Origin of the sequence: Achromobacter mucicolens, from assembly GCF_029866465.1 — a bacterium.
Classification (GTDB): Bacteria; Pseudomonadota; Gammaproteobacteria; order Burkholderiales; family Burkholderiaceae_B; genus Achromobacter; species Achromobacter mucicolens.
Map to the genome: position 1 here is coordinate 1952910 of NZ_CP123364.1, position 26334 is coordinate 1979243.

31 protein-coding genes are annotated in these 26334 nt (G+C 64.8%); 17 read left to right on the top strand and 14 right to left on the bottom strand.

Annotated elements, in window-relative coordinates; genetic code table 11:
• Window positions 1–21 precede the first annotated feature (21 nt).
• Window positions 22–1293, bottom strand: a complete 1272-nt coding sequence (locus QEP15_RS08830) for a putative Na+/H+ antiporter (protein WP_056315905.1) — start codon at window positions 1291–1293, stop codon at window positions 22–24.
• Window positions 1294–1645: 352 nt separating this feature from the next.
• Between QEP15_RS08830 and QEP15_RS08835 the strand changes: the two genes are divergently transcribed.
• Window positions 1646–1897, top strand: coding sequence for a hypothetical protein (locus QEP15_RS08835; RefSeq protein WP_280148670.1), 252 nt, complete (start codon window positions 1646–1648; stop codon window positions 1895–1897).
• 182 nt (window positions 1898–2079) lie between these two features.
• Here the strand turns inward: QEP15_RS08835 and QEP15_RS08840 are convergent, their stop codons facing one another.
• From QEP15_RS08840 to QEP15_RS08850, 3 genes are all read right to left on the bottom strand, one after another.
• Window positions 2080–2304 carry a CrpP-related protein gene (locus QEP15_RS08840; RefSeq protein ID WP_142049585.1) on the bottom strand — a complete coding sequence of 75 codons (225 nt, stop codon included), beginning with the start codon at window positions 2302–2304 and terminating at the stop codon, window positions 2080–2082.
• Window positions 2305–2425: 121 nt separating this feature from the next.
• The gene (locus QEP15_RS08845) at window positions 2426–2734 is read right to left on the bottom strand and encodes a hypothetical protein (RefSeq protein WP_227741206.1); all 309 of its coding nucleotides are present in this window, start codon (window positions 2732–2734) and stop codon (window positions 2426–2428) included.
• 147 nt (window positions 2735–2881) lie between these two features.
• Window positions 2882–3124 carry a CrpP-related protein gene (locus QEP15_RS08850; RefSeq protein WP_152383971.1) on the bottom strand — a complete coding sequence of 81 codons (243 nt, stop codon included), beginning with the start codon at window positions 3122–3124 and terminating at the stop codon, window positions 2882–2884.
• A gap of 241 nt (window positions 3125–3365) precedes the next feature.
• Between QEP15_RS08850 and QEP15_RS08855 the strand changes: the two genes are divergently transcribed.
• Both QEP15_RS08855 and QEP15_RS08860 read left to right on the top strand, forming a co-directional pair.
• Window positions 3366–4280, top strand: coding sequence for a PhzF family phenazine biosynthesis protein (locus QEP15_RS08855; RefSeq protein ID WP_056315915.1), 915 nt, complete (start codon window positions 3366–3368; stop codon window positions 4278–4280).
• Between the two features lie 263 nt (window positions 4281–4543).
• Entirely contained in the window at window positions 4544–4978 is a 435-nt protein-coding gene (locus tag QEP15_RS08860; protein ID WP_152383972.1) for a GNAT family acetyltransferase, read from the top strand.
• 104 nt (window positions 4979–5082) lie between these two features.
• Here the strand turns inward: QEP15_RS08860 and QEP15_RS08865 are convergent, their stop codons facing one another.
• Window positions 5083–6036, bottom strand: a complete 954-nt coding sequence (locus tag QEP15_RS08865) for a M14 family metallopeptidase (protein WP_056315919.1) — start codon at window positions 6034–6036, stop codon at window positions 5083–5085.
• Window positions 6037–6366: 330 nt separating this feature from the next.
• Here QEP15_RS08865 and QEP15_RS08870 point away from each other — a divergent pair, with 330 nt between their 5' ends.
• Together QEP15_RS08870 and QEP15_RS08875 are read left to right on the top strand one after the other, a co-directional pair.
• Window positions 6367–6546: a hypothetical protein gene (locus QEP15_RS08870; RefSeq protein ID WP_227741207.1), complete on the top strand. Its 180-nt coding sequence runs from the start codon at window positions 6367–6369 to the stop codon at window positions 6544–6546.
• 100 nt (window positions 6547–6646) lie between these two features.
• Window positions 6647–7243 carry a BPSL1445 family SYLF domain-containing lipoprotein gene (locus tag QEP15_RS08875; protein ID WP_062841872.1) on the top strand — a complete coding sequence of 199 codons (597 nt, stop codon included), beginning with the start codon at window positions 6647–6649 and terminating at the stop codon, window positions 7241–7243.
• Between the two features lie 99 nt (window positions 7244–7342).
• Here the strand turns inward: QEP15_RS08875 and QEP15_RS08880 are convergent, their stop codons facing one another.
• Together QEP15_RS08880 and QEP15_RS08885 are read right to left on the bottom strand one after the other, a co-directional pair.
• Window positions 7343–7576 carry a hypothetical protein gene (locus QEP15_RS08880; RefSeq protein WP_056315928.1) on the bottom strand — a complete coding sequence of 78 codons (234 nt, stop codon included), beginning with the start codon at window positions 7574–7576 and terminating at the stop codon, window positions 7343–7345.
• A 125-nt stretch (window positions 7577–7701) separates the two neighbouring features.
• Complete coding sequence (locus tag QEP15_RS08885; protein WP_006226939.1) at window positions 7702–8172, bottom strand: Lrp/AsnC family transcriptional regulator; 471 nt, start codon at window positions 8170–8172, stop codon at window positions 7702–7704.
• Between the two features lie 160 nt (window positions 8173–8332).
• On the opposite strand from QEP15_RS08885, the gene QEP15_RS08890 reads away from it, so the two are divergent.
• The 6 genes from QEP15_RS08890 to QEP15_RS25960 all read left to right on the top strand — a co-directional run bounded on the left by QEP15_RS08890 (window position 8333) and on the right by QEP15_RS25960 (window position 12457).
• Complete coding sequence (locus QEP15_RS08890; protein WP_217617828.1) at window positions 8333–9241, top strand: DMT family transporter; 909 nt, start codon at window positions 8333–8335, stop codon at window positions 9239–9241.
• A gap of 63 nt (window positions 9242–9304) precedes the next feature.
• Window positions 9305–10051 (top strand): sulfite exporter TauE/SafE family protein, encoded by a 747-nt coding sequence (locus QEP15_RS08895; protein ID WP_063954780.1) that lies wholly within the window; start codon window positions 9305–9307, stop codon window positions 10049–10051.
• Between the two features lie 71 nt (window positions 10052–10122).
• Complete coding sequence (locus QEP15_RS08900; protein ID WP_280148671.1) at window positions 10123–10347, top strand: hypothetical protein; 225 nt, start codon at window positions 10123–10125, stop codon at window positions 10345–10347.
• 327 nt (window positions 10348–10674) lie between these two features.
• Window positions 10675–10887: a hypothetical protein gene (locus QEP15_RS08905; protein ID WP_006218759.1), complete on the top strand. Its 213-nt coding sequence runs from the start codon at window positions 10675–10677 to the stop codon at window positions 10885–10887.
• Window positions 10888–11034: 147 nt separating this feature from the next.
• A complete protein-coding gene (locus QEP15_RS08910) occupies window positions 11035–12141 on the top strand; it encodes an AGE family epimerase/isomerase (protein WP_280148672.1) in 1107 nt (368 codons plus the stop codon).
• Window positions 12142–12241: 100 nt separating this feature from the next.
• Complete coding sequence (locus QEP15_RS25960) at window positions 12242–12457, top strand: hypothetical protein (RefSeq protein WP_006388022.1); 216 nt, start codon at window positions 12242–12244, stop codon at window positions 12455–12457.
• Window positions 12458–12554: 97 nt separating this feature from the next.
• On the opposite strand, the gene QEP15_RS08915 is transcribed toward QEP15_RS25960, so the two are convergent.
• The gene (locus tag QEP15_RS08915) at window positions 12555–13490 is read right to left on the bottom strand and encodes a LysR substrate-binding domain-containing protein (RefSeq protein WP_152383977.1); all 936 of its coding nucleotides are present in this window, start codon (window positions 13488–13490) and stop codon (window positions 12555–12557) included.
• Between the two features lie 105 nt (window positions 13491–13595).
• Between QEP15_RS08915 and QEP15_RS08920 the strand changes: the two genes are divergently transcribed.
• The 3 genes from QEP15_RS08920 to QEP15_RS08930 all read left to right on the top strand — a co-directional run bounded on the left by QEP15_RS08920 (window position 13596) and on the right by QEP15_RS08930 (window position 15897).
• The gene (locus QEP15_RS08920; RefSeq protein WP_152383978.1) at window positions 13596–14585 is read left to right on the top strand and encodes a Bug family tripartite tricarboxylate transporter substrate binding protein; all 990 of its coding nucleotides are present in this window, start codon (window positions 13596–13598) and stop codon (window positions 14583–14585) included.
• A gap of 3 nt (window positions 14586–14588) precedes the next feature.
• Window positions 14589–15467 (top strand): N-formylglutamate amidohydrolase, encoded by an 879-nt coding sequence (locus tag QEP15_RS08925; RefSeq protein WP_280148673.1) that lies wholly within the window; start codon window positions 14589–14591, stop codon window positions 15465–15467.
• Between the two features lie 121 nt (window positions 15468–15588).
• A complete protein-coding gene (locus QEP15_RS08930; protein WP_152383979.1) occupies window positions 15589–15897 on the top strand; it encodes a hypothetical protein in 309 nt (102 codons plus the stop codon).
• Window positions 15898–15913: 16 nt separating this feature from the next.
• Here the strand turns inward: QEP15_RS08930 and QEP15_RS08935 are convergent, their stop codons facing one another.
• Window positions 15914–16756 (bottom strand): LysR family transcriptional regulator, encoded by an 843-nt coding sequence (locus tag QEP15_RS08935; RefSeq protein ID WP_062841866.1) that lies wholly within the window; start codon window positions 16754–16756, stop codon window positions 15914–15916.
• Window positions 16757–16867: 111 nt separating this feature from the next.
• Here QEP15_RS08935 and QEP15_RS08940 point away from each other — a divergent pair, with 111 nt between their 5' ends.
• On the top strand, window positions 16868–17851 hold the full coding sequence (locus QEP15_RS08940; protein ID WP_280148674.1) for a bile acid:sodium symporter family protein: 984 nt from the start codon (window positions 16868–16870) through the stop codon (window positions 17849–17851).
• 32 nt (window positions 17852–17883) lie between these two features.
• On the opposite strand, the gene QEP15_RS08945 is transcribed toward QEP15_RS08940, so the two are convergent.
• Window positions 17884–18270 carry a Rieske (2Fe-2S) protein gene (locus QEP15_RS08945; protein WP_175156695.1) on the bottom strand — a complete coding sequence of 129 codons (387 nt, stop codon included), beginning with the start codon at window positions 18268–18270 and terminating at the stop codon, window positions 17884–17886.
• Window positions 18271–18321: 51 nt separating this feature from the next.
• A complete protein-coding gene (locus tag QEP15_RS08950; RefSeq protein ID WP_062841864.1) occupies window positions 18322–20127 on the bottom strand; it encodes an ABCB family ABC transporter ATP-binding protein/permease in 1806 nt (601 codons plus the stop codon).
• Window positions 20128–20399: 272 nt separating this feature from the next.
• Between QEP15_RS08950 and QEP15_RS08955 the strand changes: the two genes are divergently transcribed.
• The gene (locus tag QEP15_RS08955) at window positions 20400–21224 is read left to right on the top strand and encodes an aldo/keto reductase (protein ID WP_175156697.1); all 825 of its coding nucleotides are present in this window, start codon (window positions 20400–20402) and stop codon (window positions 21222–21224) included.
• 83 nt (window positions 21225–21307) lie between these two features.
• On the opposite strand, the gene QEP15_RS08960 is transcribed toward QEP15_RS08955, so the two are convergent.
• Together QEP15_RS08960 and QEP15_RS08965 are read right to left on the bottom strand one after the other, a co-directional pair.
• Window positions 21308–21505, bottom strand: coding sequence for a hypothetical protein (locus QEP15_RS08960; RefSeq protein ID WP_056315961.1), 198 nt, complete (start codon window positions 21503–21505; stop codon window positions 21308–21310).
• Window positions 21502–22677 (bottom strand): PepSY-associated TM helix domain-containing protein, encoded by a 1176-nt coding sequence (locus tag QEP15_RS08965; protein WP_217617835.1) that lies wholly within the window; start codon window positions 22675–22677, stop codon window positions 21502–21504. The genes QEP15_RS08960 and QEP15_RS08965 overlap by 4 nt, the downstream gene beginning before the upstream one ends.
• A gap of 191 nt (window positions 22678–22868) precedes the next feature.
• Between QEP15_RS08965 and QEP15_RS08970 the strand changes: the two genes are divergently transcribed.
• Window positions 22869–23582 carry a metallophosphoesterase gene (locus QEP15_RS08970; protein ID WP_217617836.1) on the top strand — a complete coding sequence of 238 codons (714 nt, stop codon included), beginning with the start codon at window positions 22869–22871 and terminating at the stop codon, window positions 23580–23582.
• A 62-nt stretch (window positions 23583–23644) separates the two neighbouring features.
• On the opposite strand, the gene QEP15_RS08975 is transcribed toward QEP15_RS08970, so the two are convergent.
• Entirely contained in the window at window positions 23645–26263 is a 2619-nt protein-coding gene (locus tag QEP15_RS08975; protein ID WP_279990439.1) for a penicillin-binding protein 1A, read from the bottom strand.
• Between the last annotated feature and the right edge of the window lie 71 nt (window positions 26264–26334).

A 26334-nucleotide genomic window follows, 5' to 3' on the forward strand; every position in this document is an offset into this window, starting at 1 on the left:
TTGGCACACGCGTTCTTCCCGCTACAGCAAAAGCAACGCACCCGCCGCAACTGCCGTGGGACCCAACGCGCCAAGCAGCAGTCCGCCGATGCTGATGGTCTCGTCTGAAAAGCCGCGCTTTAGCAGCGCCACGCCCGCAGGATTGGGGGCGTTTGCGATGACCGTCAAGCCGCCGCCGGCGACGGCGCCCGCCACCAGCATGTATTTCGATTCGTCGGAGATGCCGTCGATCAGCGAGCCCAGATAGGTCAGTGCGGCGTTGTCGGTGATCGCGGTGAGCGCCAGGGATCCGAAGAATAGTGCGATGGGTTCCAGGCTGGAGACGATGGGCTGCAGCCACCACGCCTGCATGCCTCCCAGGATGACGAGGCCGGCCAGGAAGAAGCCAACGAGCAGCGCCTCTTTGAGAATCAGCGGATTCTGATGCCGCTCATAGGCTTGCGTGAATCCCAGGAACATCAGGAACAGGCCGAGAAACGCGACGGGATGGTGCGCCAGGGCAACGACCGCGGCCAGCACGACCAGGTGAACGATGACCACGGTGATCGGCACGGGAGGGCGCTCGGACCGGGTCATGCTTTCGGCCGGCAGTTGAAGCAGATACTTGCGCATCATGAACGTGGCCACGGTGGCGTTCACGACCACGGCAATGGCGGCTTTCCAGCCGAAGGTGGCCAGCATGAATGCCGAGTCCCAATTCCAGGTGGCGGCGACCATCAGAACGGGGGGCGCCGCGTAGGCGGTCAGTGTTCCCCCGATCGAAATGTTGACGAACAGCACGCCAAGCGCGAAGTACTTGGGAACGGCGGGAACCGACGGCCGAAACAATTGCGGGGCAAGCATGAGGGCCGCAATGGTCATGGCGGCCGGCTCTGTGATCAGGGATCCCATCAGCGGAACCGCGGCAAGGCCCAGCCACGCGGTGGCGACGGAGGTATGGAAAGGCAGGTTCTTTGCGATCAGGTTGACGGCGACCATGACCGTCTGGAGGACCGGGCGGGATGCCGCCACGACCATGACCACAAATACGAAGAGCGGTTCGGTGTAGTTGCGAGACTCGGCGTAGGCGAGCGCTTGATCTCCACCGGCGGCTATCGCCATGACGATCAGAAGCACAAAGGCCCAAAAGCCGAAGACGATCTCGACTTCGCCGAGCAGGTGAAACAGGCCGGCGTGGCGGGGATAGCGGTGGGAGAGCCGCTCGAACTGTTTGACCGTGAAGGTGTGGATCAGCGCCAATGCAAAGATGATGGCGGCTGCGATGTCGAGGGCATGGGGGATGCTGGGCTGCATGGACGCGCGGGCTCCTGCGTGGCGGCCCGACCAGCGCGTTGACCTGCCAGCGCGAAGGAATACGCCTGACACCCAGCCGGGTAGTGTATCTCGATCGCGGATTTCGGCCTACCCCATCGCGGTGGCCGCTGCGGGCACGATCGCGACGAGTGATGTATTTCAAGAGGCGGGACGAGGATTCATATTGTTCCTATCGACATACCTTTTGTATTTCCGGATATTGGCCAGGTTATCAATCGACGGGGGGCGATCGAATGGTCCAACGGTCAATCGAAGGTATTGTTCTTGAGACTGAAGCAGTCGGGGCTCTAGCGAAGGCGCTGGCTGTGCCGCGTCAGCTCAGGAGTTAGCGATGCGCTGCAAAGGGCTGGCCGGGCGGTTGTTCAGTCACGACTTCCGGCCGGTGTTTGATACCGCGGCGGTCGATACCGCGGCGGTCGATACCGCGGCGGTCGGCACCGCGCCGCCGACGGCGAAAGCACTGGTCGCAGGGCCGTCTCGTGACTCGAGTAACGTCGTGGGCGCAACGTCATCGATGGGCGATCGCTTTTACAACGGCCATGTATGCGTGCGCTGCGGGTACAAGATCATCCGGGAACTGTGATGCGCTCGCGCAGCAAGCGCGCTTGCCGGGGACAGCGCGGAGAAATTGAAGCGGCGGAAAGGGCCGCAGCGGCTAGAGGGAGGGAGTGTGCGGAGCCGCCCTCTGCTTGATCGAATGACAATCACGCCGCTGCGGCAATCAGGGTCCAGCAAACCCCGTTCCCGCCAGCGGGCCAGACTTGCTTAGTCCAGCGATTGTTGCAATAACCGGCGGCGGCGAAGCTCGGCAAGGCGGGCTTCGTTTTCCTGATGCCAGCCGGCCTGCCACGAGGCCAATCTGGCGCGCCAACCAGGTAGCGATTCGCCGGTATGGCTGGGCATGTTGGTTTCTTTCATGAGGGGGCAGGCAGATAGCGGCACACCATATCTGGCGGCTTCCTGGCCGGCTCTGTGAACGGGGTCATCCATTCGCGCCTCCTCGTGGGAAAGGTCCTGAGCCAAAAGATGAGCGCGATCGCCATCCTTGTCCAGAAAAGTTACGCGCAGAAATAGCGGGATGGATCATCGTCCGCACGGCTTTGCCGCGCGGCTACAGATGCACCCACTGCATCCACCACCCCTGGTAATAGCGCCTGCCGTCGATTTCCTCGAAGCCGCAGACCATCATGCCGCGATCGGATCCGAAGGTGAGCAGTTCGGGCTCGAGCAGATCGGGGATAGGGCCTTTCTGCGACGCGCCGAACTTGGCCAGGGTGTCCAGCGTCATGACGCTGATGTAGCGGCGCATGTCCTCGCGCATGATGGAATACATGCGGACCGTCCCGGTCACTGCAGGGGCGGGATCGTTGTCGTGGCGCTTCCGGCCCAGGATGTGGGTTCGGATGACGGTGCATCGCATGATGAAACTAAAAATACTGTATGAATGTACAGTATATGTCGATAAAAACGGGGCCGATTCACTTATCCCGGTTTCGTATCTGCACCGCGACATTTGCTTGCCATGCCAAATGCAAAGCGCCCCGGAGGCGGGGCGCATGTCCACGAGTCAATTGCACAGCCGCGCCATCGCGCGTGGCACATAGCGGAAACGGCCGCCAGGGGGCGCTTGGCCGCCGCCCGTGGCCTCCATCCATCCGGCTTCCCAGGCTTCGACCTTGTCGCTCCACTCGGAGATCGATTCGCCGGTATGGCCCGGCATGGCGGCGGCGCGATAGAACGGGCAATCCCACAAGGTCAAACCGTCTCGGGCTGCTTGTGCGCCCAGCTTTTGGATGTCTTCGCGTTGCATTGCAACCTCCTCCAAAAGTAGTTGGTCTGGACGCAAAGTATTCCGCAGCGACCTGTGATTTTCAATAGTGATGGCGCACCAAGCGGGGCGGTGCGGCCGTCATGCCGGCCACGTCTTCCTTGGCGTCGAAAGGCGTCTGTTATGCGTGCAATTTCGCGGCTCTGTGCCTTTTCACGTTCGCGCCGCGGCACGCACAATCTGGGCTTGCCGCCCGTGTCGGGTGGATCTTGAGGATGTTTGGATGCGCTACCGCTACGTGACGGCCGATGTGTTCACCGGCCATGCTTACCTCGGCAATCCGCTGGCTGTCGTGCTGGACGCGCAGGGTCTGGACGCGCGCCAGATGCAGCGGATCGCACGCGAATTCAACTATTCGGAAACCAGCTTCGTGATGCCGCCGCAAGACCGTGCCCATACCGCGCACGTGCGCATCTTCACGCCGGATCGCGAGGTGCCGTTTGCTGGCCATCCGAATGTGGGCACTGCGGTCGTGCTGGCGCGCGAGCAGATCGCGGCCGGGTTGCCGGCGCCGCAGGCGTTCGTGTTCGAGGAAGAAGCTGGCCTGGTGCGCATTGCGTTGACATACGGGGAGCACGGCCTGCAGGGTGCGCAGCTGCGCGCGCCGCAGCCGCTGTCGCGCGGCAGCGAGGCGCCGTTGGACGCGGTGGCCAGGGCGCTGCGTCTGGATTGCGCGGACATCATGGTGTCAACGCACGCGCCGATGGTGGCGTCGGTGGGCTTGCCGTTCTTGGTGGTGCAGGTTGCCAGCCGCGACGCGCTGCGCCGCGCGTCGCCCGATGCGGCGGGATACGCGGCCTTGATGCCGCAACTGGGCGCGAAGTCCATCTATGTCTACACCACCGACACGGCAAGCGAGGCGATGGATGCGCCCACCGATATCCAGGCGCGGATGCTGACGAGCCGCATGACCGAAGACCCCGCCACGGGCAGTGCGACGGCGGCCGTGACGGCGCTGCGCGCCTCGCTTGCGGGCAAGGGTGCCCTGCGGCTGCGCGTGGGGCAGGGCGTGGACATGGGACGTGCAAGCCTGTTGCTGGCGCATGCGGAGCCGCGGGACGATGGCGTGTGGGCTAACGTGGCCGGACAGGCGGTGGTGGTGATGGAAGGCACACTGCCCGCGCCCGCAAGCGATTGACAAGGCAGCGTGGGGTTTGCGGGCGGCAGGGCGCCTCGTGTAAGCTGCAGCGCATGAACGCACCGCACCTCGCTGCCGCATCGCGCGCAGATTTCCGACGAATCACTCGACGTCTCCGTTGAGTGGCTAGCCGTGTTCGGGCGCCGGTTATGAGGCGCTTATCCCAGAAGGCCACGATACCCCTCGTGGCCTTTTTGTTTGATTGCGTTTTGCATCCGGGGCGTATCGCAAGGCCTTCGTTCTTTCATCACAAGGAATGAAGCATGTCTCAGCAAGACCTCGCCATCCGGCCGTTTCAGGCATCCGACGAAACCGCGCTGATCGCGTTGTGGCAAGCCTGCGGGCTGACACGGCCGTGGAACGATCCGCGCAAGGACATCGCGCGCAAGTTGACGGTGCAGTCCGATCTCTTTCTGGTGGGTGAATTGGATGGCGCCATTGTCGCGACGGTGATGGGCGGCTACGACGGCCATCGTGGCTGGATCAATTATCTGGCCGTTTCGCCCCTGCACAGGCGGCGCCACTTCGCCTCGGCGCTGATGCGGGCGGTCGAGCGCAAGCTGCTTGAGATGGGTTGCCCGAAGATCAATCTGCTGATCCGTTCCGAGAACGTCGCGGTGAAGCGCTTCTACGACAGCCTGGGCTTTCAGGAAGACGCGGTGATCAGCATGGGCAAGCGCCTGATTCCGGATCTTTGAGGATTCGGCGGGCATCAGGCGCAAGGCGCTTGATGCCCGGCATGCGCGGCGAGCCGGGCGCATGCGGGCGGCGCCCGCGTCGCTTGGTCACGCGATGTCAGGCGTCAGATCGCCTGCGTCAGATACACGGCTTCGCGGCCCACGATGGGCATGCGCGTGGGCATGAAGATCGTGCAAGCATCGCACGGGGAGCGGATTTCTTCCGTGCCATTCATGGCAATCAGTTCGCCCTTGTCGAAGGTCTCAAAGCCAATCACCGGACGCGTGAAGGTGAAGTCCTCGGACTTCACCATGTGGACCTCCAGCAGGCGATAGCGCTGCGGGGTGGGCGGGGCCGGGGTGCCGGCCGGCGTGTCGATGAGGCCCAGATGCGCGAGAAAGCGCAAGGTCACGTCGGTGGCGAGTTCGGCCGCGGAACGCGAAAAATGCTGTCCGCATTCGACAACGAGCGCACCGCCGCTGTCGGACAGCGGATCGCCATGATGGCCGTAGCCCATGACCCCAGTGCCCGGAAACTTGTCTTGCGGCATGACCAGGTGCACTTGCGGCGAGCCGACTGCAGCGGCCAGCGCGGTGTTGCGGTCCATCTCGTTGTAGACCCAGAAGGGTTGCACGGGCGCGCGCGTGGAATGGATGTCCAGCACGAAGTCGGCGGCGTCCAGGACAGGGCGCATCTCGCGGGCGCGGCGCAGTTCCGGGCTGTCTTCCGCGCCGTCCAGCATGGCGGCCGACCAGATGCGGTTCAGGTTGTGCACGAGCTGGCGGTTGTCGTAAGGTCTGTCGATGTCGAAAGCCTCGTAGGCCTCGACGTGCGCAAAGCTGACCGTCAAGGTGCCGATCTTCGGGCGCACGCCGGTGTCCAACAGATGGGTGGCGGCCACCATGCCACAGATCTCGTTGCCGTGCGTGATGGCGTTGATGAGCACGTGCGGTCCGGGCTTGCCGGAGTCGAAGCGATGAACGTAGGGGATGCCGGTGTTGCCCTCGCGATAGGCGGACAGGTCTCGCGGCAAGACTTCCAGCGGAGCGGTATCAGGTTCGAAGACGGGTTTGTTCATGGGGTCGATGGCAGGTTTGAATGTGAGCCGGTAGGGGCAATCAATTACGCGCAGCGCAGTGGCCTGACATTATGCGCCGGTTCGCCAATTCGGCGATGAGGGCAAAAATGCGGGTTTTTAGCGCTGATTTTTTCAACTTCAAGATGCCTTCGCACTAGGCGAATTAGTACTGTTTTACCCCTTAAAAACTCTGCTTTCCAAGCCTTTTTGTTTGGTGCATATTGCGGCCCGTTAGTCGGAATTCAGAGGTGCAGCATGAGCGGGTGGCCAGAGCGTCATATCAACGGTTTTCAAGTGCAGTGTGAAGTGGTGGACTTGGAAACTGGGGTTTTGGCTATCGAAATCATGGTCCGCCGGCAGGGCAACGAGGCCGCCGCCCAGCGGTGGTCGCTGCCCCGTTTCGTCACCTTCAACGATCCTGCCGCCGCGCGGCGTCATGCCGAGCTGGTGCTCTCGGGCATCCGGACCGTTGACGAGTTCACTGGCGAACCCCGATACGGAATTCTCTAGCGCTCGCTAGTGTTTTGTTTCGTTTATCACATTCATGTGTCTTGTCGGACGTGGAATGCCCGGTACAGTTGTTCATGCATGACAACAAAAGGAGAGTTCCATGTTTGACGCTTATCCCGTTCTGCGCCGCACCGGCATGGCGATTGCAATCGGCGCCGCCGGCGTTCTGTTTGCAGGCTGTACCACGACCACGCCTTCCAAGTCTCCGGCCGCTTCGACGGCAGAGCAGCGGCAATCGATGAACAGCGCGGCCAATGCCACGCTCGCCAAGCTGTATGAAGCCGCTCCCCAGTCCAAGGACCTGGTTGCGCGCGCCAAGGGCGTGCTGGTGTTCCCCGACGTGCTGAGCGGCAGCTTCATCGTCGGCGCCGAGCATGGCAAGGGCGTGCTGCGGGTGAACGGCGCAAATGCCGGCTACTACAGCACGACGGCGGGCTCGATCGGCTTCCAGGCCGGCGCGCAATCGAAGGCGATGATCCTGCTCTTCATGACGGATGACGCCTTGAACAAGTTCCGCAACAGCAGCGGCTGGACCGTCGGCGCGGACGCCACGGTGGCGGTGGTCAATATCGGCGCCAATGGCCGCATCGACACCAACACGGCCCAGCAGCCGGTCGTGGGCTTCGTCATGAACAATGGCGGTCTGATGGCTGGCGTGTCGCTCGCGGGCACCAAGATCTCGAAGCTGGATCGCTGATCGCGCGAGCCCCCCAGTCAAAACGCCGCGGCATCAAGCCGCGGCGTTTTGTTTTGCTGCGGAGCAAGGCGGACCTGCTCCGCGGCCTTTGCCGGCCGGTCAGCCGATCACGTCATCGCTGTTTTTGAGGACGGCGGTTTCGCGATCGATTTCGGCTTGCTCGATGGCGGGGTCCAGACCGCGCCAGCGAAGGATGTGGCCGCGCTCTTCTTCGGGCTCCCAGCCCAGCATGCCGTAGCGCGTGATTTCAGTTTCGCCGGAGGCGAACTCCACTTCGAAGTAACCCTGACGATCGGGTAGCGTGTTGCCGGGGAACCAGTCGGTTTCGGGCATGGTGTGCTCCTTGCTAAGCGATGGGAGGGATGCTGGCGCCGGAATGAACGAAACGGCGCCATGCAATTTGATTGTGGGCTTGCCGCCGCAATCCCGCAAGCGATCGATGGATACCAGATGCGGCGTCAGGCCAGCGGCACGGCGGTGGTGTAGAGCACCTGCTTCAACGCAAAGCTGGACCGGATGCTTGCCACCCCGGGAATCCGCGTGATGTGTTCGACGATCAGCCGTTCCAGCGCATCGACGTCGGGCACGAGCGCGCGGATCAGGTAGTCGGCGTCGCCCGACATCAGGTAGCACTCCATGATTTCGGGCAGCACCGCGATCTCGCGTTCGAACACATCCAGCGCGGCCTTGCGTTGCTTGTCGAGCGAGATCTGAATGAAGACGTTCACCTTCAGGCCCAGCTTGCGCGCGTTCAAGAGCGTGACGCGGCGGTCGATGAGTCCTTCGGTTTCCAGGCGGCGCACTCTCGCCAGGCAGGGCGAGGCGGACAGATTCACGCGGGCGGCAAGTTCCACATTGGTAAGCCTGGCGTCGCGCTGCAATTCGTTCAGGATGCGAATGTCGGTGGCATCCAGGTTGATTTCCGGCATAAGTCACCTCAAGACGGCGGTTTTACGGTGCAGGTGTGCCGAGTATGCCGGTAAACGACGCATAAAGCGGTCAAAAATGCTGGGGTTTACCCTATAGACTGTTCCGTTCTTCGGCCATTTGGCCGGAATGCAGAATATTCAGCGGCAGAGCAGGGTAGTGATGAGTCAGCAAGGCAGTCTTCGCAGGTTTCTCCCGCTTGCGGGTGCGGTCGCCATCTGGGGAGGAAACTGGCCCGTGATGAAACTGGGGTTGGCCCACATGAGCCCGTTGTGGCTGGCTGCCAGCCGGTTCGGATCCGCCGCGCTCATCAGCGTGCTGGTGCTGGCCCTGCTGGGTCGCCTGCGTTTGCCGACACGCCAGGAATGGCCGCTGGTCGCGGGTGTGGCCTTGCTGCAGATGGGCGCCTTCACCGCCCTCGCGCTGTGGGCGTTGCAGTATGTGGCGCCTGGACGCGCGTCGGTCATTGCCTATGCGACGTCCATCTGGGTGATCCCGCTGTCGTCGCTGATCCTGAAAGAGCGCCTGTCGATGGGCCAATGGCTGGCGACGGCGCTGAGCTACGCGGGCATCGGCGTCATCGTGGCGCCCGCGTTCAGCCCGTGGCAGGCGCACACCGTCATCGGTCTGGTGATGCTGCTTGGCGCATCGTTCGCATGGGCCTGCAACATCATCCAGCTGCGCGCCAATCGCCACGTTCGCCTGGGCGCCGACATGATTCCCTGGCAGACCGCATTGGCCACGATACCGCTGGCCGCGTTGGCCTGGATGCGTGACGGCGCGCCGACCTTTCTGGTCGATGCGCAAGCCTGGCCGCTGATCCTCTACACCGGACCGCTTGCCACTGCGCTGACGTTCATTGTCGTGCTGAGCATGACGCAGAAGCTGCCGCCGGCCGCGACGTCCATTGCGATGCTGTGCGTGCCGGTGATCGGGCTGATCGTGTCGTCCGTCGTGTTCCACGAACGCATCTCGCCGGACCTGGCGCTTGGGCTTGCGCTGATCGCGGCCAGCGTGGCGGCCTCGGCGCTGGCCGCGCGCCTGCGGCCGTTGGCGCTGCGACCTTCATAGAAGGCTCTAGAATGGCGTGCGCCGGAAATGGTGCCGGCACGTCATGCGGAACGCGCAGCGGATATGGACTCGTTATATGTAGTGGTCGTGGTGGGCGCCATGGCCGCGGGCTTCGTGCAAGGCTTGTCCGGGTTTGGTTTCGGCATGGTTGCCATGTCGTTCTGGGCCTGGACCGTGGACCCGCGGCTGGCTGCGGCGATGGCGGTGTTTGGCGCGTTGACCGGACAGTTGCTGGCGGCTTTTACCGTGCGCCGGGGCTTTGCCGCCGCGCATCTGCTGCCATTCATCGCCGGCGGATTGCTGGGCATTCCGCTAGGCGTGAAAGTGCTGCCGCATCTGGATCCGACGGTGTTCAAGGCCTTCATCGGCGGGCTGCTCGCGATCTGGTGCCCGATCATGCTGTTTGCGGCGCGCATCCCGCGCATCACGGTAGGCGGCAAGGTTGCCGATGGCGTCGCGGGCGCGATTGGCGGGGTCATGGGCGGGCTGGGCGGGTTCACCGGGGTGATTCCGACGTTGTGGTGCACCTTGCGCGGCTTTGACCGCGACGTGCAGCGCGCGGTGATCCAGAACTTCAACTTGTCGATGCTGATGGTGACGATGGCCAGTTATGTGCTGACCGGCGTGGTCACACGCGACATGCTGCCCCTCTTTGCGCTGATCGTGCCGGCAATGCTGGTGCCGACACTCTTGGGCACGCGCGTGTATGTCGGCATCAGCGACGTGGCGTTCCGCCGCGTCGTACTGGGCCTTTTGACGGTTTCGGGCGTTGCGTTGCTGGCGTCGTCGGTGCCGCGTCTGCTTGGCTGACCATTGGCTGACACGTGCCGGACGGGCTTGACGGCCATGCTATCGTAGACAAATTCACGAGAGAACCACGCATGGCATTGCATCGTTTCGAAAAGGGCGAACTGGGACATTGGCTGCGCGTCGTGGCCGACAACAACGAGCCCGGCGCAGTCCAGACCGACGTGCCCGCAAACGTCGCGCAAGCGCTTGAGACATTGCGCTGCATTCAGGCCGGCGAAGACGGCCGCTGGGTCATCACCGACAAGGGCAGGCTCTCGCTACGCATGGAAGAGCCGGGCGCCATCCATTTGCGTTAGGCCATTTGCGGTCGTCGCACATTTGCGGCAACCGCCGGCTTACGCACCATGTCAGCGTTCGCGTGCCTAAGGCGGCAACGAAATTACCGCATGGTTGCGAATCTTTTCGCAGTATTTCGTGCGCCTCGCCGCCGCCGCTGTGCCGTCCGGCATATCCTGAGACGGAATGTGCGAATTGACATCTTTCCGTCGTATCCGGCCCAGCGTCTCGCCAGTAAGATGAACTTTGCGTGACGTTTGAAGGTCTATTGTCTTGCGCGGGAAATTTTGTCCTGTTGCACGTCACGCGTGGTTCGCGCGTTTAGGTAACCGACTGGGAGGTAGCACATGCAGCATCGTGACCAGGAAGTACTGATCGACGTTTCCACAGCGGCCATGGACACCGGCGGATATGGCGTATTGCTGACGGTTACGGCTGAGGGCGGCACCGAAGTGGATGCCGCGTTTTCCCACTTGGGCAACTGCGCTTCGTTGGACGAAGCTCGTGATCGCGCGGAAATCTTCGCGCAAAACTGGGTAGAGGAAAATATCTTCCGATAGGGCTTGCACCCTGGACGGAGCTGATCGGCACGACCGGTCTGTGTGTGCATGAGCACGTGGCGGATTCCTGCGAGATGGCGACGACGATTTCGGTTATCGTTGCTGCTCCAAAACCTGGGGCCCTCGTCGGGTTTGCGCCGTTCCAAGATGACTGCCGCACAGACCAATTCCTTTCTTGCGGATGATATCCGCGCGCTGCGGGCGCATTTTGATTCTGTCGTGTTGCCCATGTGGTTGGACCGCGGCTTCAACGACGCGCTCGGACTGCCTTACGAATCCTTGGACGCCGCCAGCGGTGAACCGCTGCCCGTGACGCGTTATCGCGCCATGGCGTGCGCGCGCCAGCTTTATGTTTTTGCGCAGGCGCCTGGCGAGGCGGCCGCGCAGCACGCTGATCGCCTCTTCGAATCCCTGCGTCGTGTTTTTCAGGACGAGCATGGCGGTTGGCGCTATAGCGTCGACGCGCAGGCTCGGCCGCTGGACGATACCCAGGACCTGTACACGCACGCGTTCATCGTATTGGCCGCGTCGGCGTATTTCCAGCGCAGCCGCAATGCACAGGCGCGCAAGCTGATGCTGGCCACGGCGCGCACGATCGAGGCGCGTTTCAAGACCACGGATTCGCTGTACCACGCGGCGCTGAGCGCGGACTTTTCCCAACCTTTGAAGCCGCCGGCGCAAAACCCCATGATGCACCTGACCGAAGCCTATCTGGCGGCGGCGCAGGTTGCCGAACCGGCTGGGTTTGCGCAGCACCTGCGCGAGCTTGCGCAAGGCGTCAGCCAGTTCTTCGTCCACGCGCCCACGCAATGCGTATCCGAGGCGTTGCAGGGTAGCGCAGGCAACCGGCTGGAGCCGGGTCATCAGTTCGAATGGCTGTCCCTCGTGCACGAATCGGCGCAGGTGTTCGAAGGCCTGGATCTCGCCGAAACATTGCCGCGCGCCGTGCAATGGTCGCGCGCCCATGGCGTGGATGCCGCGGGGGTGATCGCGTCGCTGGATGAATCGGGAGCCGTGGCGGACGATACGCGCCGGATCTGGGCGCAGACGGAATACCTGAGGGTCTTGGCCGTGATGGGCGATCTGCCGGCACTGCAAACGGCTCTGACAAGCTTTCGCGAGCGGTTTCTGCATCCGGGCGGCTGGCATGAATGCCTGGATGCGAAGGGCAACGTGACGCGGGCCGACATGCCGTCGACCTCGCCATATCACTTGGCGACCTGCCTGGCCGCGTTACAAAACGTTGTATCCTAATCACGTTAACAATTTTTATTCCCAAGTTGAGGGCGAATTAATAGAAAGACATTGGTGAAATCCCTTACAATTTGCTAACACTGTTTGTGGGGAAGCATCAATGAGCGTTATGTGTTTGGCTTGCCAACGCATTAATCCAGGCCTTGCCGGTGTTGCGCCGCATTCGCACCTGGGACATCAAGGATTTACCAACCCAACGCAGAAGGGCCGGGAGGAAAGCCGCGAAGACCACTTCCGCTGCCTGAATTGCGGCGCGAAATGGCTGCGCGAGACCGACAAGTGGGGCGTGGACCTGGGCTTCAAGCTCGCGCCCTGACCGGATCCGCCGGCAACTCGTACGACACGGGCCCCTTTATGGGGCCCGTTGCTTTTGGTTGCATTAGCGGCCATTCCCGCACGATTGCGGTTGAAGCTCAGGCGGGAGCGCCGGCCGCCATGACGTCAGGATCCAGGCTGGCGGTTTCCAGCAGCCATTGGCGGAAACACGCCAGGGCGTAGTGGTCGCGCCGCTGGGCGGGTGCGCAGAGGTGGTAGCCGCGGTCGATACGGATGGCCAGTTCCGGGAAGGGGGCGGCGACGCGGCCAGCCTGCAGTTCGTCTCGGACCAGGCAGCGTTGCAACACAGCGATGCCCATGTCGGCCATGACCGCACGGATCAGGATCGATACCTGATCGAACCCGTTCGACAACGTGACGCTGGCGCGAGGCACGCCGGCCGCGGCGAACCATTGGGCCCAGTTTTCCCGGCCGTTGGTGTGATACAGCAGGGGCTCGCCCAACAAGCCCTGCGGCGTGCTCCACAGGTCCTTGGCCTGGCGTGCCGCCAGCCGCCCCGGGTGGCAGATCACGACCATTTCGCGGCCGATGACGTAGTCCGCGTGCCAGCCCGGCCACTGGTCGGGCGTGCCCGACAGAATGCTCGCATCCGGCGTGGCGCCCGAGAAGTCTTCGTTGCGGCGGTAGGCCGAGAAGCCGAGCTGTATGTCCGGGTGGCGCTGGTGGAAGTCCGGCAGACGCGGCACGAGCCACGCGCTGGCCAGCGTGGGCACCGAGGATAGGGTCAGGCGCAGCCGGCGGTCGTCAGCGCGCAATTCCGTGCTGAGCGCTTCGATCGCATGCAAAGGCGCCTGTGCGCCGTCGTACAGCTTGCGGCCGGTCTCGGTCAGCGTGAGGCCGTGGGCATTGCGGTGCATGAGCGGCTGGCCGAAGTGCGCCTCCAGGCGCGAGATGGCGCGGCTGATGGCGCCCTGGGTCACGCACAGCACCTCTGCTGCCTGGGTGAAGCTGCCCAGCCGGGCCGCGGTCACGAAGGCATGCAGCTCGGACATCGAGGGCGAATGCAGGCGCATCTAGCATGACCTTAGGTAATGAAGGAGTGCAATATAGTCGTTTGAAAGGGGATCGTAAAGTTTGGACACTGGCGGCCTTCAGCACGACAACCCAGGAGTCGCCTCATGTCCCGCCGTCTTTTTGGCCGGTCCGCGCGCTTTGCGCTCGCCGGCATGTTTGCCACGTTGTCCTTTGCCGGCATGTCGCATGCCGCCGACTATCCCGCGCGTCCGATCAAGCTGGTGGTGCCGTTTGCCGCGGGCGGGTCGACCGACATCGTGGCGCGCCTTGTGGCCGAGTACGCGGGCCGCGACCTGAAGCAGACCATCGTCGTCGAGAACAAGGCGGGCGCCGGCGGATCGCTGGGCATGGAACAGGTGGCGCGGTCCACGCCGGACGGCTACACGATCGGGATGGCGACCATGAGCACGCACGGGTCGAATCCCGCGGTGTTCCGCAAGATGAACTACGACCCGGTCAAGGATTTCGTGCCGGTGGCCAACGTGCTGGCCGTGCCCAGCATCTTCGCGATCAACCCCAATGTCCCGGCCAAGAACATGGCCGAGTTCGTCGCGCTGGCCAAGGGCGCGCCCGAACGCTACAGCTTCGCGTCGCCGGGCGTGGGATCGCTGGGGCACGTGAACATCGAGAATTTCATGATGCTGTCCGGCATCAAGCTGCTGCACGTGCCGTACCGTGGCGCGGGGCCGGCGTTGAACGACGTGATGGGCGGGCAGGTGGACGCGATCACGGACAACCTGTCGTCGACGCTGCCGCAGGTGCTGGGCGGCAAGCTGCGTCCGCTGGCGGTGCTGGGCGCCGAGCGCTCGCCGCTGCTGCCCGACGTGCCCACCTACATCGAGCTGGGCTATCCCGACATGGGCACCGGCGGCTGGTTCGGCCTGGTCGCGCCGGCCGGCACGCCGCAGACCGTGGTGGAGCGTCTGAACAAGGCCGTCCGCGCTGCGATGGAAGATCCGGAATTCCGCAAGAAGGCCGAAGACGTGGGTGGTACGCTGATGCCCACGACGCCGCAAGAATTCCAGGTGCAGATCGACCAGGCCCTGGCCCGCTACGCAAAAGTGGCGAAGACCGCCAACATCCAGGCTGATTGAACGATGACGACCGCCGACTTCCCCGCTGTTTCCGTGCATGAACCCACCGGGCCCGCGTTGCCGCTGGTCTGTGATTCGCCGCATAGCGGCGAGCGCTATCCCGATGACTTCGGCGCCTCGGCCACGCTGGCGCAATTGCGCCAGGGCGAGGACACGCACGTGGACGCGTTGTGGTCGGCGGCGCCCGCGCTGGGCGCCACGCTGGTCGCGGCCAATTTTCCGCGCGTCTATATCGACCCGAACCGCACCTTGCAGGATCTGGATCCGGAGCTGCTGGCCGAGCCCTGGCCCGAGCCGCTGGACCCCGGCGAAAAGACGCGCCTGGGCAAGGGTCTGATCTGGCGCCGGATGGACAAGGCCACGCCGATCTACGACCGCAAGCTGACGCTGGCGCAGGTGCGGCATCGCATCCAGGCGTACTACGAGCCGTATCACGCGGCCTTGACCACGGCGATCCGGCACGTCCACGAGCGCTTCGGCGCGGTATGGCACCTGAATCTGCATTCGATGCCGAACGACGCCTATGAGCGGCTGGGACGCCAGAGCGAACATCCGCTTGCCGACTTTGTGCTGGGCGACCGCGACGGCACGACGTGCGAGCCGGAGTTCATTGCGCTGATCGAGACGGCGCTGCGCGACAAGGGCTACACGGTGGCGCGCAACGACCCGTACAAGGGCGTGCAGCTCATCGCGCAGATTGGCCAGCCCGCGCTGAACCGGCACAGTCTGCAGGTTGAGATCCGCCGTCCGCTCTACATGGACGAAGCCACGCGGGAACGCAACGCGGGTTTTGACGCGTTGCGCGCGGATCTGTCGCATGTGCTGGAACAGGTGGCGGCCTATGTGCGCGTGCGCGCGCAAGCGGTCACGTCGACAAAATAGAGTCGTTTGAATAACCGGCGCGCAGGGCGGAATCCCGCGCCGGTCCCGGCTTAAGTTTTCTTGGGGCAAGCCGTTGTGAACGTGTCGGCGCGCCCGATCGATCGCGCCCAAGGAAACCGCAATGTCCGAGAAGATCATCGATGGATTTTCAGTGGTCGCCTATGCGACCCAGCCCGAGGGGCGCATCCCCGCGCGCGCGTTTCTGGAGACGCGGCGCCTGCCCGTGAAGGCCGCCGAAGCGCCTGCGCCTGCCGATGACGCCGAGCCCGACGCCGAAGCGGCTGCGCCCGAGCCGGAAAGCCAGGCCTTCGAGATATTCCTTTCGCGGCGCTTTCGCAGCACGATCGAGGCCATGTCGGCGGCGCGCAATGCGCTGGACCGGGTGAAGTCCGTGGATGCGGACGGCGTGCCGGACCCGTTGCCCGAGTAGGCTGCCGTCAGGCGGGTCAGGTCAGGGTGCTGCGCATGAGGATGTCGATCAGCGCGCGGGTGGGTTTGCCCGGCGCCGGGGCCGAGATCACGATGAATTCCACCGGCGGCAACGCGGGCAGGTTGGCCGCGCCCGCGGGCGCCGACAGGCCGGCGGTGGACAGGTGCGAGGGTTGGACGGTGATGCCCAATCCTGCGCGCGCGGCCGCCTGGCAGCCTGCGTAGCTGGTGCTGGTGCAGACGATTTGCCAGCTTCGTCCGGCGCGCGCCAGCGCGTCCAGCGTCAGCGTGCGTGTGACGCTGGGTTCGCGCAGCAGGATCAGCGGAAGCGGTTCGTCGGACACGATCCGCAAGCCTTCCTTGGCGCGCCACAGCAGCGCCTCTTTGTGCAGCGTCTGGCCGCGGCGGTCGCCACGCCGGCGCTTGCCGATCATCACATCCAGGCGGTTGTCGTCCAGCAGCTTGTAGAGCTCGCTGGTGACGCCGATGGTCAGGTCCAGCTCCACTTCGGGATGCGCAAGCCGGAACGCCGCCAGGACGTCGGGTAGGGGACCCATCGCCAGATCGTCCGAGGTGCCGAGCCGGATCCGGCCGCGCAGCCGTGGCGCATCGAACAGGCGTTCGGCTTTTTCGTGGGCGGCCAGGATGATTTCGGCATGCACGAGCAGGCTGCGGCCATCGCTGGTCAGGGCGAGCGAATGCGTGTCGCGCTGGAACAGCCGGCGATTCACGGCCGATTCGAGTTGCCGGATGTGTTCGCTGACGGTGGGCTGGGTCAGGCCCAGCCGGCGCGCGGCCTCGGTGAAGCTTGGCGCGCCGGCGGCGGCCGCGAAGGTCTTGAGCCACAGGGGATTGAGCATGGGCGCGGTCTGGTCATAGGAAATGCCGATGACAGTTAAAGTACCCAGTGGCCTTCACGATGGCAAGGGGCGCGCCTATAGTGGGCGCATTTTCTTCGACACGTCCCTGCAATGCGCCGCTTTCTGCCCGACCAATTCACGCTCATCCTGATCGCCACCGTGGCGTTCGCCAGCTTTTTCCCGGCGGTGGGCAAGGGCGCGACGTTCATGATGGTGGCCAGCAACGTGGCGATTTCGCTGCTGTTCTTCCTGCACGGAGCGCGGCTGTCCACGGACGCCATCGTGTCCGGCGTGAAGGACGTGCGCCTGCACGGGCTGATCCTGGCCTGCACCTTCCTGCTGTTTCCCGCCTTGGGGCTGGGCCTGCGCGCCCTGTTTCCCGGGCTGCTGACGCCGTCGCTGTGGCTGGGCGTGCTGTTCGTCTGCACGCTGTCTTCCACCGTGCAGTCCTCGATTGCGTTCACGTCGATGGCGCGGGGCAACGTGCCGGGTGCGATCTGCGCGGCGACGGCCTCCAACCTGTTGGGCACCGTGCTGACGCCGCTGCTGGTGGCCGTTTTGCTGCATCGCCAGGGCGGCGGGCATGGTCTGGCCGACGCCGGCCGCATCCTGCTGCAGCTGTTGCTGCCGTTCGCGGTGGGCAGCCTGCTGCGGCCGTGGATCGGGGCGTGGGCGCTGCGCAACAGCCGCACGCTGTCCAAGGTCGACCGCAGCTCGATTCTGCTGGCCGTCTACACCGCGTTCAGCGAAGCCGTCGCGCAAGGCATCTGGCACGCGTTTCCGGCCATCGACCTGGCCTCGATGGTGCTGGTTAACGCCTTGCTGCTGGGATCGGTGCTGGTGATCACGACGTGGGGCAGCCGCAAGCTGGGGATGACCAAGGAGAACGAGATCACGCTGGTCTTTTGCGGATCGAAGAAGTCGCTGGCGTCGGGCATTCCGCTTGCGACGGTGCTGTTTGGCACGTCGCAGATGGGCGTGGTGGTGTTGCCGCTGATGATCTTTCACCAGATGCAGCTGATGGTCTGCGCGGTGCTGGCGCGGCGCTATGCCGAGCGCGAGGAACCGGCGGCGGCGGTGCCGGCCCGGGCGTAAGGCCCCGCGCGGCGCGCCGCCGGCCGATGGGGTCAGGCGGCTGCGTCCAGCGGCTGGATCTTGCCGGCGGGCTGCCAGAAGACGCTGCCGTCGCGCTCGGTGACGGCCAGCGTGGTCAGGCGTCCGTTCTTGCAGGGCCCGCCCACGCAAACGCCCGTGTCGGGCTGGTAGGTGGCGCCGTGGCGGGCGCACATGATGAGGTCGCCCGCGCGGGTGAAGAAGCTGCCTTCCCAATCGAGTTCGACGCCGATGTGGGCGCAGCGGTTCAGGTAGCCGTGCACCTGATCCTGGTAGCGCACGAAGAAGGCGGTGGTGCGGCCCGCGCCATCGGTCACGGGCACCTTCACGCCCAGGCCGCCGTTGACCAGGTCGCCGGCGGCGCAGACGAGCACTTCGGGAAGGGTGGGGGAATCCTGCATGGGAGGCCTGGCTATCAAAGGGTGCGATGTTCGGACAGGGGGCGCGGCTTGTCAATCTGCGGGCGCGGACCGTGCGCTCTCCTGCTGGCGGGTCCACATGCCGGCGTAGATGCCGCCTTGGGCGAGCAGTTGCGGATGACGGCCGCGCTCGACGATGCGGCCGTCGGCCAGCACGATGATCTCGTCCGCGTCCGCCACCGTGGACAGGCGGTGCGCGATGATCAGCGTGCTGCGGCCCTGGCTGACCTCGCGCAGGTTCGCCTGGATCTCGCGTTCCGTATGCGTGTCCAGGGCGCTGGTGGCCTCGTCGAACAGGAAGATGGCCGGATTCTTGAGGATGGTGCGGGCGATTGCCACGCGCTGCTTTTCACCGCCTGACAGCTTCAGGCCGCGCTCGCCCACCAGGGTGTCGTAGCCGTCCGGCATGGTCAGGATGAGGTCGTGGATGTGCGCCAGGCGCGCGGCGGCCTCGATTTCCGCTTCCGTGGCGCCGGGCCGCCCATAGCCGATGTTGTAGCGGATGGTGTCGTTGAACAGCACGGTGTCCTGCGGCACGACGCCAATCGCGGCGCGCACGCTGGCCTGCGTGACGTCGCGCACGTCCTGGCCGTCGATCAGGATGGCGCCGCTGTCCGCGTCATAGAAGCGGAACAGCAGGCGCGCGATCGTGGACTTGCCGGCGCCCGAGGTGCCGACCACGGCCACTGTTTTGCCGGCGGGAATGGAAAAGCTGACGCCCTTCAGGATGGCGCGGCGCGGGTCGTAGCCGAAATGCACGTCGCGGAATTCGACGGCGCCGCCCGAGACCTGCAGCGGCGTGGCGCCCGGGCGGTCGGCCACTTCGCGGTCCTGGCCCAGCAGCTCGAACATGCGCTCCATGTCGATCAGCGCCTGCTTGATTTCGCGGTAGATGAAGCCGAAGAAACTAAGCGGCGTGTAGAGCTGCAACAGATAGGTGTTGACCAGCACGAAGTCGCCCAGCGTGTAGCGGCCCTCGGCGATGCCGTTGGCCGCCATCCACATCACGAGCGTCAGCCCCACGGAGATGATGGCGGCCTGGCCCACGTTCAGGATCGACAGGCTGACCTGGCTGCGCACGGCGGCGCGTTCGTAGCGGGTGAGCGACGCGTCGTAGCGCCGGGCCTCGTGCTCTTCGTTGCCGAAATACTTGACCGTTTCGTAGTTCAGCAGGCTTTCGATGGCCTTGGTGTTGGCCTCGGAGTCGGTTTCGTTCATCTGGCGCCGGAACTTGGTGCGCCATTCGGTCACAGCCAGGGTGTAGGCCATGTAGAGGACGACCGTGGCGCCCGTGGCCAGCGCCAGCCAGCCGTCGAACATCTTCCACAGCACGACGCAGACGAGGCTGATTTCGAAGAACGTGGGCAGGATGTTGAACAGCAGGAACGACAGCAGCGTCTGGATGCCCTTGGTGCCGCGTTCGATGGCGCGGTTCAGCCCGCCGGTCTGGCGCGCCAGGTGAAAGCGCAGCGCCAGGCTGTGCAGGTGACGGAAGATCTGCAGGCCGACGGAACGGATCGCATGCTGGCCGACCCGCGCGAAGATCGCGTCGCGCAGTTCGGAGAACAGCAGCGACAGAACGCGCGCGGTGCCGTAGGCCAGGATCAGCCCGAGCGGCACGGTCACCGTGCCGGGCGCGCCCTTGCCCAGCTCGTCCACCGCCTGCTTGTACAGCAGGGGCACGTAGACGGTCGCGGCCTTGGCGGCAAACAGGCACAGCAGTGCCGCCACCACGCGCAGCTTCAGGCCGGTCTTGCCGGGCGGCCACAGGTAGGGAAAGAGGGTGCGAAGCGTGGCAAGACCGCCGCCCTTGCCGGGCCGCGTTTCAGGAGGATTCATGGGTCGGGATGCCGTGGTTGAGGCGGGCTCCACCAGGGGAGTTAAGCCGTTTGCAGGGCATTATGGGGCACCAGCGGTACTATTTGAGGCATAACCCCTGGGCACGGGTGCACCTTAACCGGGGGCGTCAAGGCGGTATCGCGACACGGGCGCAGCGCGTCGGGCCCGTTTCTTTCTCTTCCAACCGGGGGGCCGGCCGGCTGCTCCCCTGGTTGCGCGACCGGGCGCGTTTTCGCCGCGCCGCGGTGGCGTTGCATGCTATGGAGGGTCTTATGGCGAAGGTACCCGCAGTGAAATTGAACGACGGAGGCAAGATTCCGCAGTTGGGCCTGGGCGTGTGGCAGGTGCCTGACGATCAGGCGGCCTCCAGCGTGAAGGAAGCGCTGGCGGCAGGTTACCGGTCGGTGGATACGGCAGCCATCTATGGCAACGAGGCGGGCGTGGGTGTGGGATTGCGGTCAGCCGGCGTGGCGCGCAAGGACCTGTTCATCACGACCAAGCTGTGGAACGACAGGCATGGCTACGACGACGCGCACAAGGCGATGGACGAAAGCCTGGAGAAGCTGGGCCTGGCGTACGTGGACCTGTACCTGATTCACTGGCCGGTGGCCGGCAGCGAGAAGTTCCTGGACGCCTGGCGGGCCATGATCGAGATGAAGGAAGATGGCCGCGCGCGATCGATCGGCGTGTCGAACTTCACGCAAGCGAATCTGGAACGGCTGATCGACGCTTCCGGCGTCACGCCCGCCGTCAACCAGATCGAGCTGCATCCCGGATTTACGCAGGCGGCGCTGCGGGCCTTCCACGCCCGCCATGGCATCGTCACCGAATCCTGGAGCCCGCTTGCGCAGGGCAACATCACGAAGGAAAAGGTGATCCTGGATCTGGCGCAAAAGCACGGCAAGTCGCCGGCCCAGGTGACGCTGCGCTGGCATCTGCAGCACGACCTGGTCGTGATTCCGAAGTCCATCACGCCGGCGCGGATCCGCGAAAACATCGACGTCTTCGACTTCGAACTGTCGCCGGCCGAGATGGCGGCCATCGACGGCATCAAGGAAGGCCCGCGGCTGGGGCCGGACCCCGAGAAGTTCGCGTAACGAGCGGCAGCGGGCACGGCGGGCGCGGCGAGCGGGGCCGCGCGGCAGTCCTGGGCCGCCCGATTGCGCCGGCAAGCGGCCGGCTAGTGATCGAGCGGGAAAACCCAGTAGCGCAGGATCACCACGAGCAGAATGGTGAGGGCGGTCCATGACGCCCAGTGCCACGCGCCGGTGCCCAGTAGGGCGGCCAGCAGGCCGAAGATGCTGAGGGCGCCCAGCAGGATCGGCATGCCCCACACGAACAGGAAGCCGCGGCCGCCTTTGCCTTTGAACTGGCTCATGCGGGTGTCCTTTGCGGGGCGGCGGCTGCCTGGTGTTTCTTGATGAGGTCGTTGATGCGCGCTTCGGTGGCGCGGCGGCGGGCCAGCCACAGGTACAGGCCGCTCACCAACACCACGATGGTGACCAGGTCGAGCAGCGCCCAGATGATCTTGAGCGGCAGGCCGCCGTAATCGCCGAAATGCAGCGGCCGCGAGACTTCCAGCGCGGTCAGGTACCACGGCATCCGCGCGACCGTCGTCAGTTCGCCGGTCCGGCCGTCGATCAGAACGGGCGTATTCAGCTTGGACGTCAGCGGCGTGTCGCCGCGCATCCAGGCGATGAAGTGTTGCGGGCTGCCGAAGGCGTTGCCGGGGAATGAAATGAACGAAACCTCGTTGCCGGGCATGGCCTTGCGCGCGGTGTCTGCCGCCAGTTGCGCCGATGCCAGTTGCGTGGGAATGGGCTGGCCCTTGTAGGGTTCCAGGACGCGAGGCAGTTCGGTGGACTGCCATAGCCGGAAGAGCGGCGTGGACAGTTCGTTGACGACGCCGGTGACGCCCACCACGAACGCCCAGACCAGCGTGACGATGCCCAGCAAGTTGTGCAGGTCCAGCCACTTCAGGCGTGTCGAGCGCGTGGCGCGCACGGTGCCGAATTCCAGCTTCTTCATGAAGGGGCCGTACAGCACGACGCCCGACACGATGGCCACGCAGAACAAGAGGCCCATGAAGCCCAGGAACAGCTCGCCCGCCAGCCCCGCGAAAAGGTCCACATGCAGCGCCAGCATGACGCCCATGAACGAAAACTTGTCTTCGGAGTAGAGCGGGCCGTCGAGCAGCACATCGCCCGTGCGCGCGTCCATGCGGATGGCATGGCCCGAGGCCTGCCCGTCGCCGGGCGTCTTGGCCATGCCGACGAAGACCTGCGGTTCGTCGGGGTCGAAGAACAGGTAGTCGACGACCTCGTTCGGGTACAGCTCGCGGGCGCTCGCCACAAGCTTGTCGAGGTTGGCGGGCGGCGTGCCGGCAGGCACCTCCGATAGCGGCTTGGCATCGTCCAGCCAGTGCTCGATCTCGTGATGGAACACGAGCGGCAGGCCGGTGAGACAGATGATCAGCAAGAAGATCGTGCAGACCAGGCTGGTCCATTTATGGACCAGATACCAGGTTTTGATGGTGGACGCGGCGGTCATGGCGGCGGCGGGGGAGCGGCCAGGCGCAACCCCCTCAAGAACGGAACGGGAAAGGAGGAAACATTATCACGAACAAGAGCGATTCTCGTAACGCTATTTGACCCTTTCGGCGTCCGGGCTGGCCGTGGGGACAGAGCAAAGCGGGTTAAAAAGAAGGGTCAGATTTTTCCTTGCGGCATACCCGAAGCATCATGGAGCAGCGTTTTCTCAAGGTCCCGCGCAATGAAGCCGGCCGCGATTTTGCGGTGGGCGACGTGCACGGCCATTTTTCGCGTCTGCAACAGGCGCTGGATGAACTGGGGTTCGACCCCGTCTTCGATCGGCTTTTTTCCGTGGGCGACCTGGTCGACCGCGGGCCCGAGAACGAAGCCGCGCTGGACTGGCTGGAAAAGCCGTGGTTTTACGCGGTGCAAGGCAATCACGAGGACTACGCGATTCGCCATGTGCGCACTGGGCAAGTGGACGTGAAGAACTGGCGCGGTTACGGCGGCGGCTGGTTTCTGGATTTGCCTGCCGAGCGGCAAGCGGTGTTTGCCGAAGCCTTTACCCGGCTGCCCATTGCCATCGAGGTGGAAACCTCGTCGGGCGCGGTCGGACTGCTGCATGCCGACTGCCCGGTGCTGTTCTGGCCCCGGCTGGAATCCGCGTTGCAGGACCGCTACAAACGCACCAGCGCGGCGTGCCAGTGGTCGCGCGACCGCCTGCGCCAGATGGACCGCACCGGCATCCTGGGCGTCAGGGCGGTGGTGGCGGGGCATACCCCGGTGGCATCGCCGCTTGCGCTGGGCAATGTGTATCACATCGACACCGAAGGCTGGAATGGCGGCTACTTCACCTTTTTGAATCTGGAATCCCTGCAGGCGTGGCCGCGCGAAGTCGTGACCGAGGCCGCGGCCGCCGAGTAGCGGGGGCGGGTCCCAAAAGAAAAACGGGCGCCGAGGCGCCCGTTTTGCGTGATGCGCGGCGCTTACAGCGGCCGGGCGGTCACCGTGCCGGGGCTGGTGACGGCGCTTGCGCTTACGCCGGCCGAGTCGGTCGGCGCAACCGCGGCAGGCAGGGCCGGCGGCTGCACGCCGCCCGCGGCGGGCATGGCCTGCGCCTGCGGGGCGGGCGCGGCGTCCGCGCGCGGCACCGGGATCGGCATCAACGGCGGTTGGATCGGACTGTCTTGCGGGGCTGCGGCGCCGCCCGGGGGCAGCGGCTTGACCGAGGTGTCGACGCCGTCCGTCGAGCGGTTGTTGTTCAGGAAATCGGTGAGCGCGTCGCCGGAAGACAGGTCCAGCGAGGCCACTGCCTGGCCGGGCGGGAATTCGGAGAAGTAGTACTCGCCGTTGTCCACCAGCAGGCCATCGGGACGGGGCGCCGGCTTGGCTTGCGGCACGTCCTTGAGCACGGGCTGCATGTAGTCCAGCCAGGTGGACAGCGCCAGACCGCTGCCGAACTCGTTGGTGCCCAGCGACTTGGGCTGGTCAAAGCCCATCCACACCGTGGTGGCCAGCGTTTGCGTGAAGCCCGAGAACCAGACGTCGACCGCGTCGTTCGTGGTGCCGGTCTTGCCGCCGATGTCGTTGCGCTTGAGCACCTGGTGCGCGCGGGCGGCGGTGCCATTGACGGTGACGTCCCGCAGGATGTCGTCCATGACCCAGGCGGTGCGCGGGTCGATGGCGCGCGCCTGCGCATCGCCGGCCACGACGGGCTGGGCCTTCATCAGCACGTTGCCGGAGCGGTCCGTGACGTGGTCGATGAGGTAGGGCGTCACGCGATAGCCGCCGTTGGCGAACACGCTGTAGCCATTGACGACTTGCAGCGGCGTGGCGCCGCCCGCGCCCAGGGCAAGCGGCAGCACGGCCGGCCAGCGCGACTTGTCGAAGCCGAAGCGCGTCAGGTAGTCCTGGGCATATTGCGGGGAGATCGCCTGCAGGATGCGGATGGACACCATGTTCTTGGACCGCATGAGGCCCTGACGCAGGGTCAGCATGGGTTCGTACTTGTTGCCGTCGTTCTTGGGCTGCCAGGCCTTCGAGCCCGTCTGCTCGGCGGTCAGCATGAAGGGCTGGTCGGAAATCTGCGTGGCGGGCGTGAGGCCCCGTTCCAGCGCGGCCGCGTAAACGAACGGCTTGATGTTCGAACCGGGCTGGCGCCAGGCCTGCGTGACGCGGTTGAAGTGGCCGCGATTGAAGTCAAAGCCGCCGATCATGGCGCGGATGGCGCCATCCTGCGGCACCATCGACACCAGCGCGGCCTGCAGCGCCGGCATGTTGATGATTTCCCAATTGTCGCCGTTCTTGTGGATGTAGACGACGGAACCGCGGCGGATGCGCTGGGTGTCGCTGGCCTTGGGATTGAGCGCGCGGGCGACAACCGCCAGGGCCTTCTTGTCCGAGATCGTGATGATGTCGCGTCCGCTGCGCGCCACGGTGACTTCGGTGGGGCTGGCGGCCAGCACGACGGCGGCGAGCAGGTCTTCGCTGTCGGGCGACTTTTCCTGCACGCCATCCAGGACCTCGTCGAGCGCCTGCGGATCCTTTTCCACGCCGTCGGGCAGGTCGACCTGGTCTTCCGGACCCGGATAGACGGCGCGGCGCGTGTAATCGATGATGCCGTCGCGCACGGCGCGGTAGGCGGCTTCCTGGGCCTTGGAATCGATCGTGGTGTAGACGTCGATGCCCTGCGAATACGTGTTTTCCTGGAAGACGCCGTACATCAGCTGGCGGGCCAGCTCGGCGGGATAGTCGCCATGCACCGCGAAGCCACGTGCGCTGCTGCCGTCCGAGCCGCGGATCGTGAGGCGCTGGTTCAGGGCCTCTTCGGTCTGCTCCGGCGTCAGGTAGCCCAGCGTCTTCATGCGGCCCAGCACGTAATGCTGGCGGATTTCCGCGCGCGGGAAGTTGGTGATGGGGTTAAAGCGCGAGGGCGCCTTGGGAATGCCGGCCAGCATGGCGGCTTCGGCCGGCGTGACTTCCGACAGCGGCTTGCCGAAGTACGTGCGCGAAGCGGCCGCGAAACCATAGGCGCGATGGCCCAGGTAGATCTGGTTCATGTAGAGCTCGAGGATCTGGTCCTTGGTGAGCTCGGATTCAATCTTGAACGTCAGCAGCAGTTCGTAGAACTTGCGCGAGTAGGTTTTCTCCGACGACAGATAGAAGTTGCGCGCGACCTGCATCGTGATCGTGCTGCCGCCCTGGGACTTGGAGCCCTTGACGATGTTGGTCAGCACGGCGCGCGCAACGCCCATCCAGTCGACGCCGCCGTGGCTGTAGAACCGGTCGTCCTCGGCCGCCAGCACGGCTTGGCGCATCACCGGAGGAATCTCGTCGAAACGCAGCACGTTGCGGTGTTCTTCGCCGTACTCGCCGATCAAGACCTTGTCCGCGGTATAGACGCGCAACGGCACGCGTGGCCGGTAGTCGGTCATCGCGTGCAGGTCGGGCAGGCTGGGCCACGCCAGGGCCAGCGCGAGGCCGAGCAGGATGGCGCCGCACACGGCTGCGCCGGCGGCTGCGATGCCCGCTTTGACCAGGAGAGGTTTCCAGGGGAGGCCCGATTTGCCGCCCGGGTTGGCGGAGGATTGCTGGGGGGTGCTCATTGCAGGCGATTCTAGGTCAGAACGCTATAGACCGCCCAGGGCGCAATAAGGTTTCGGTAACGAAATCTGCC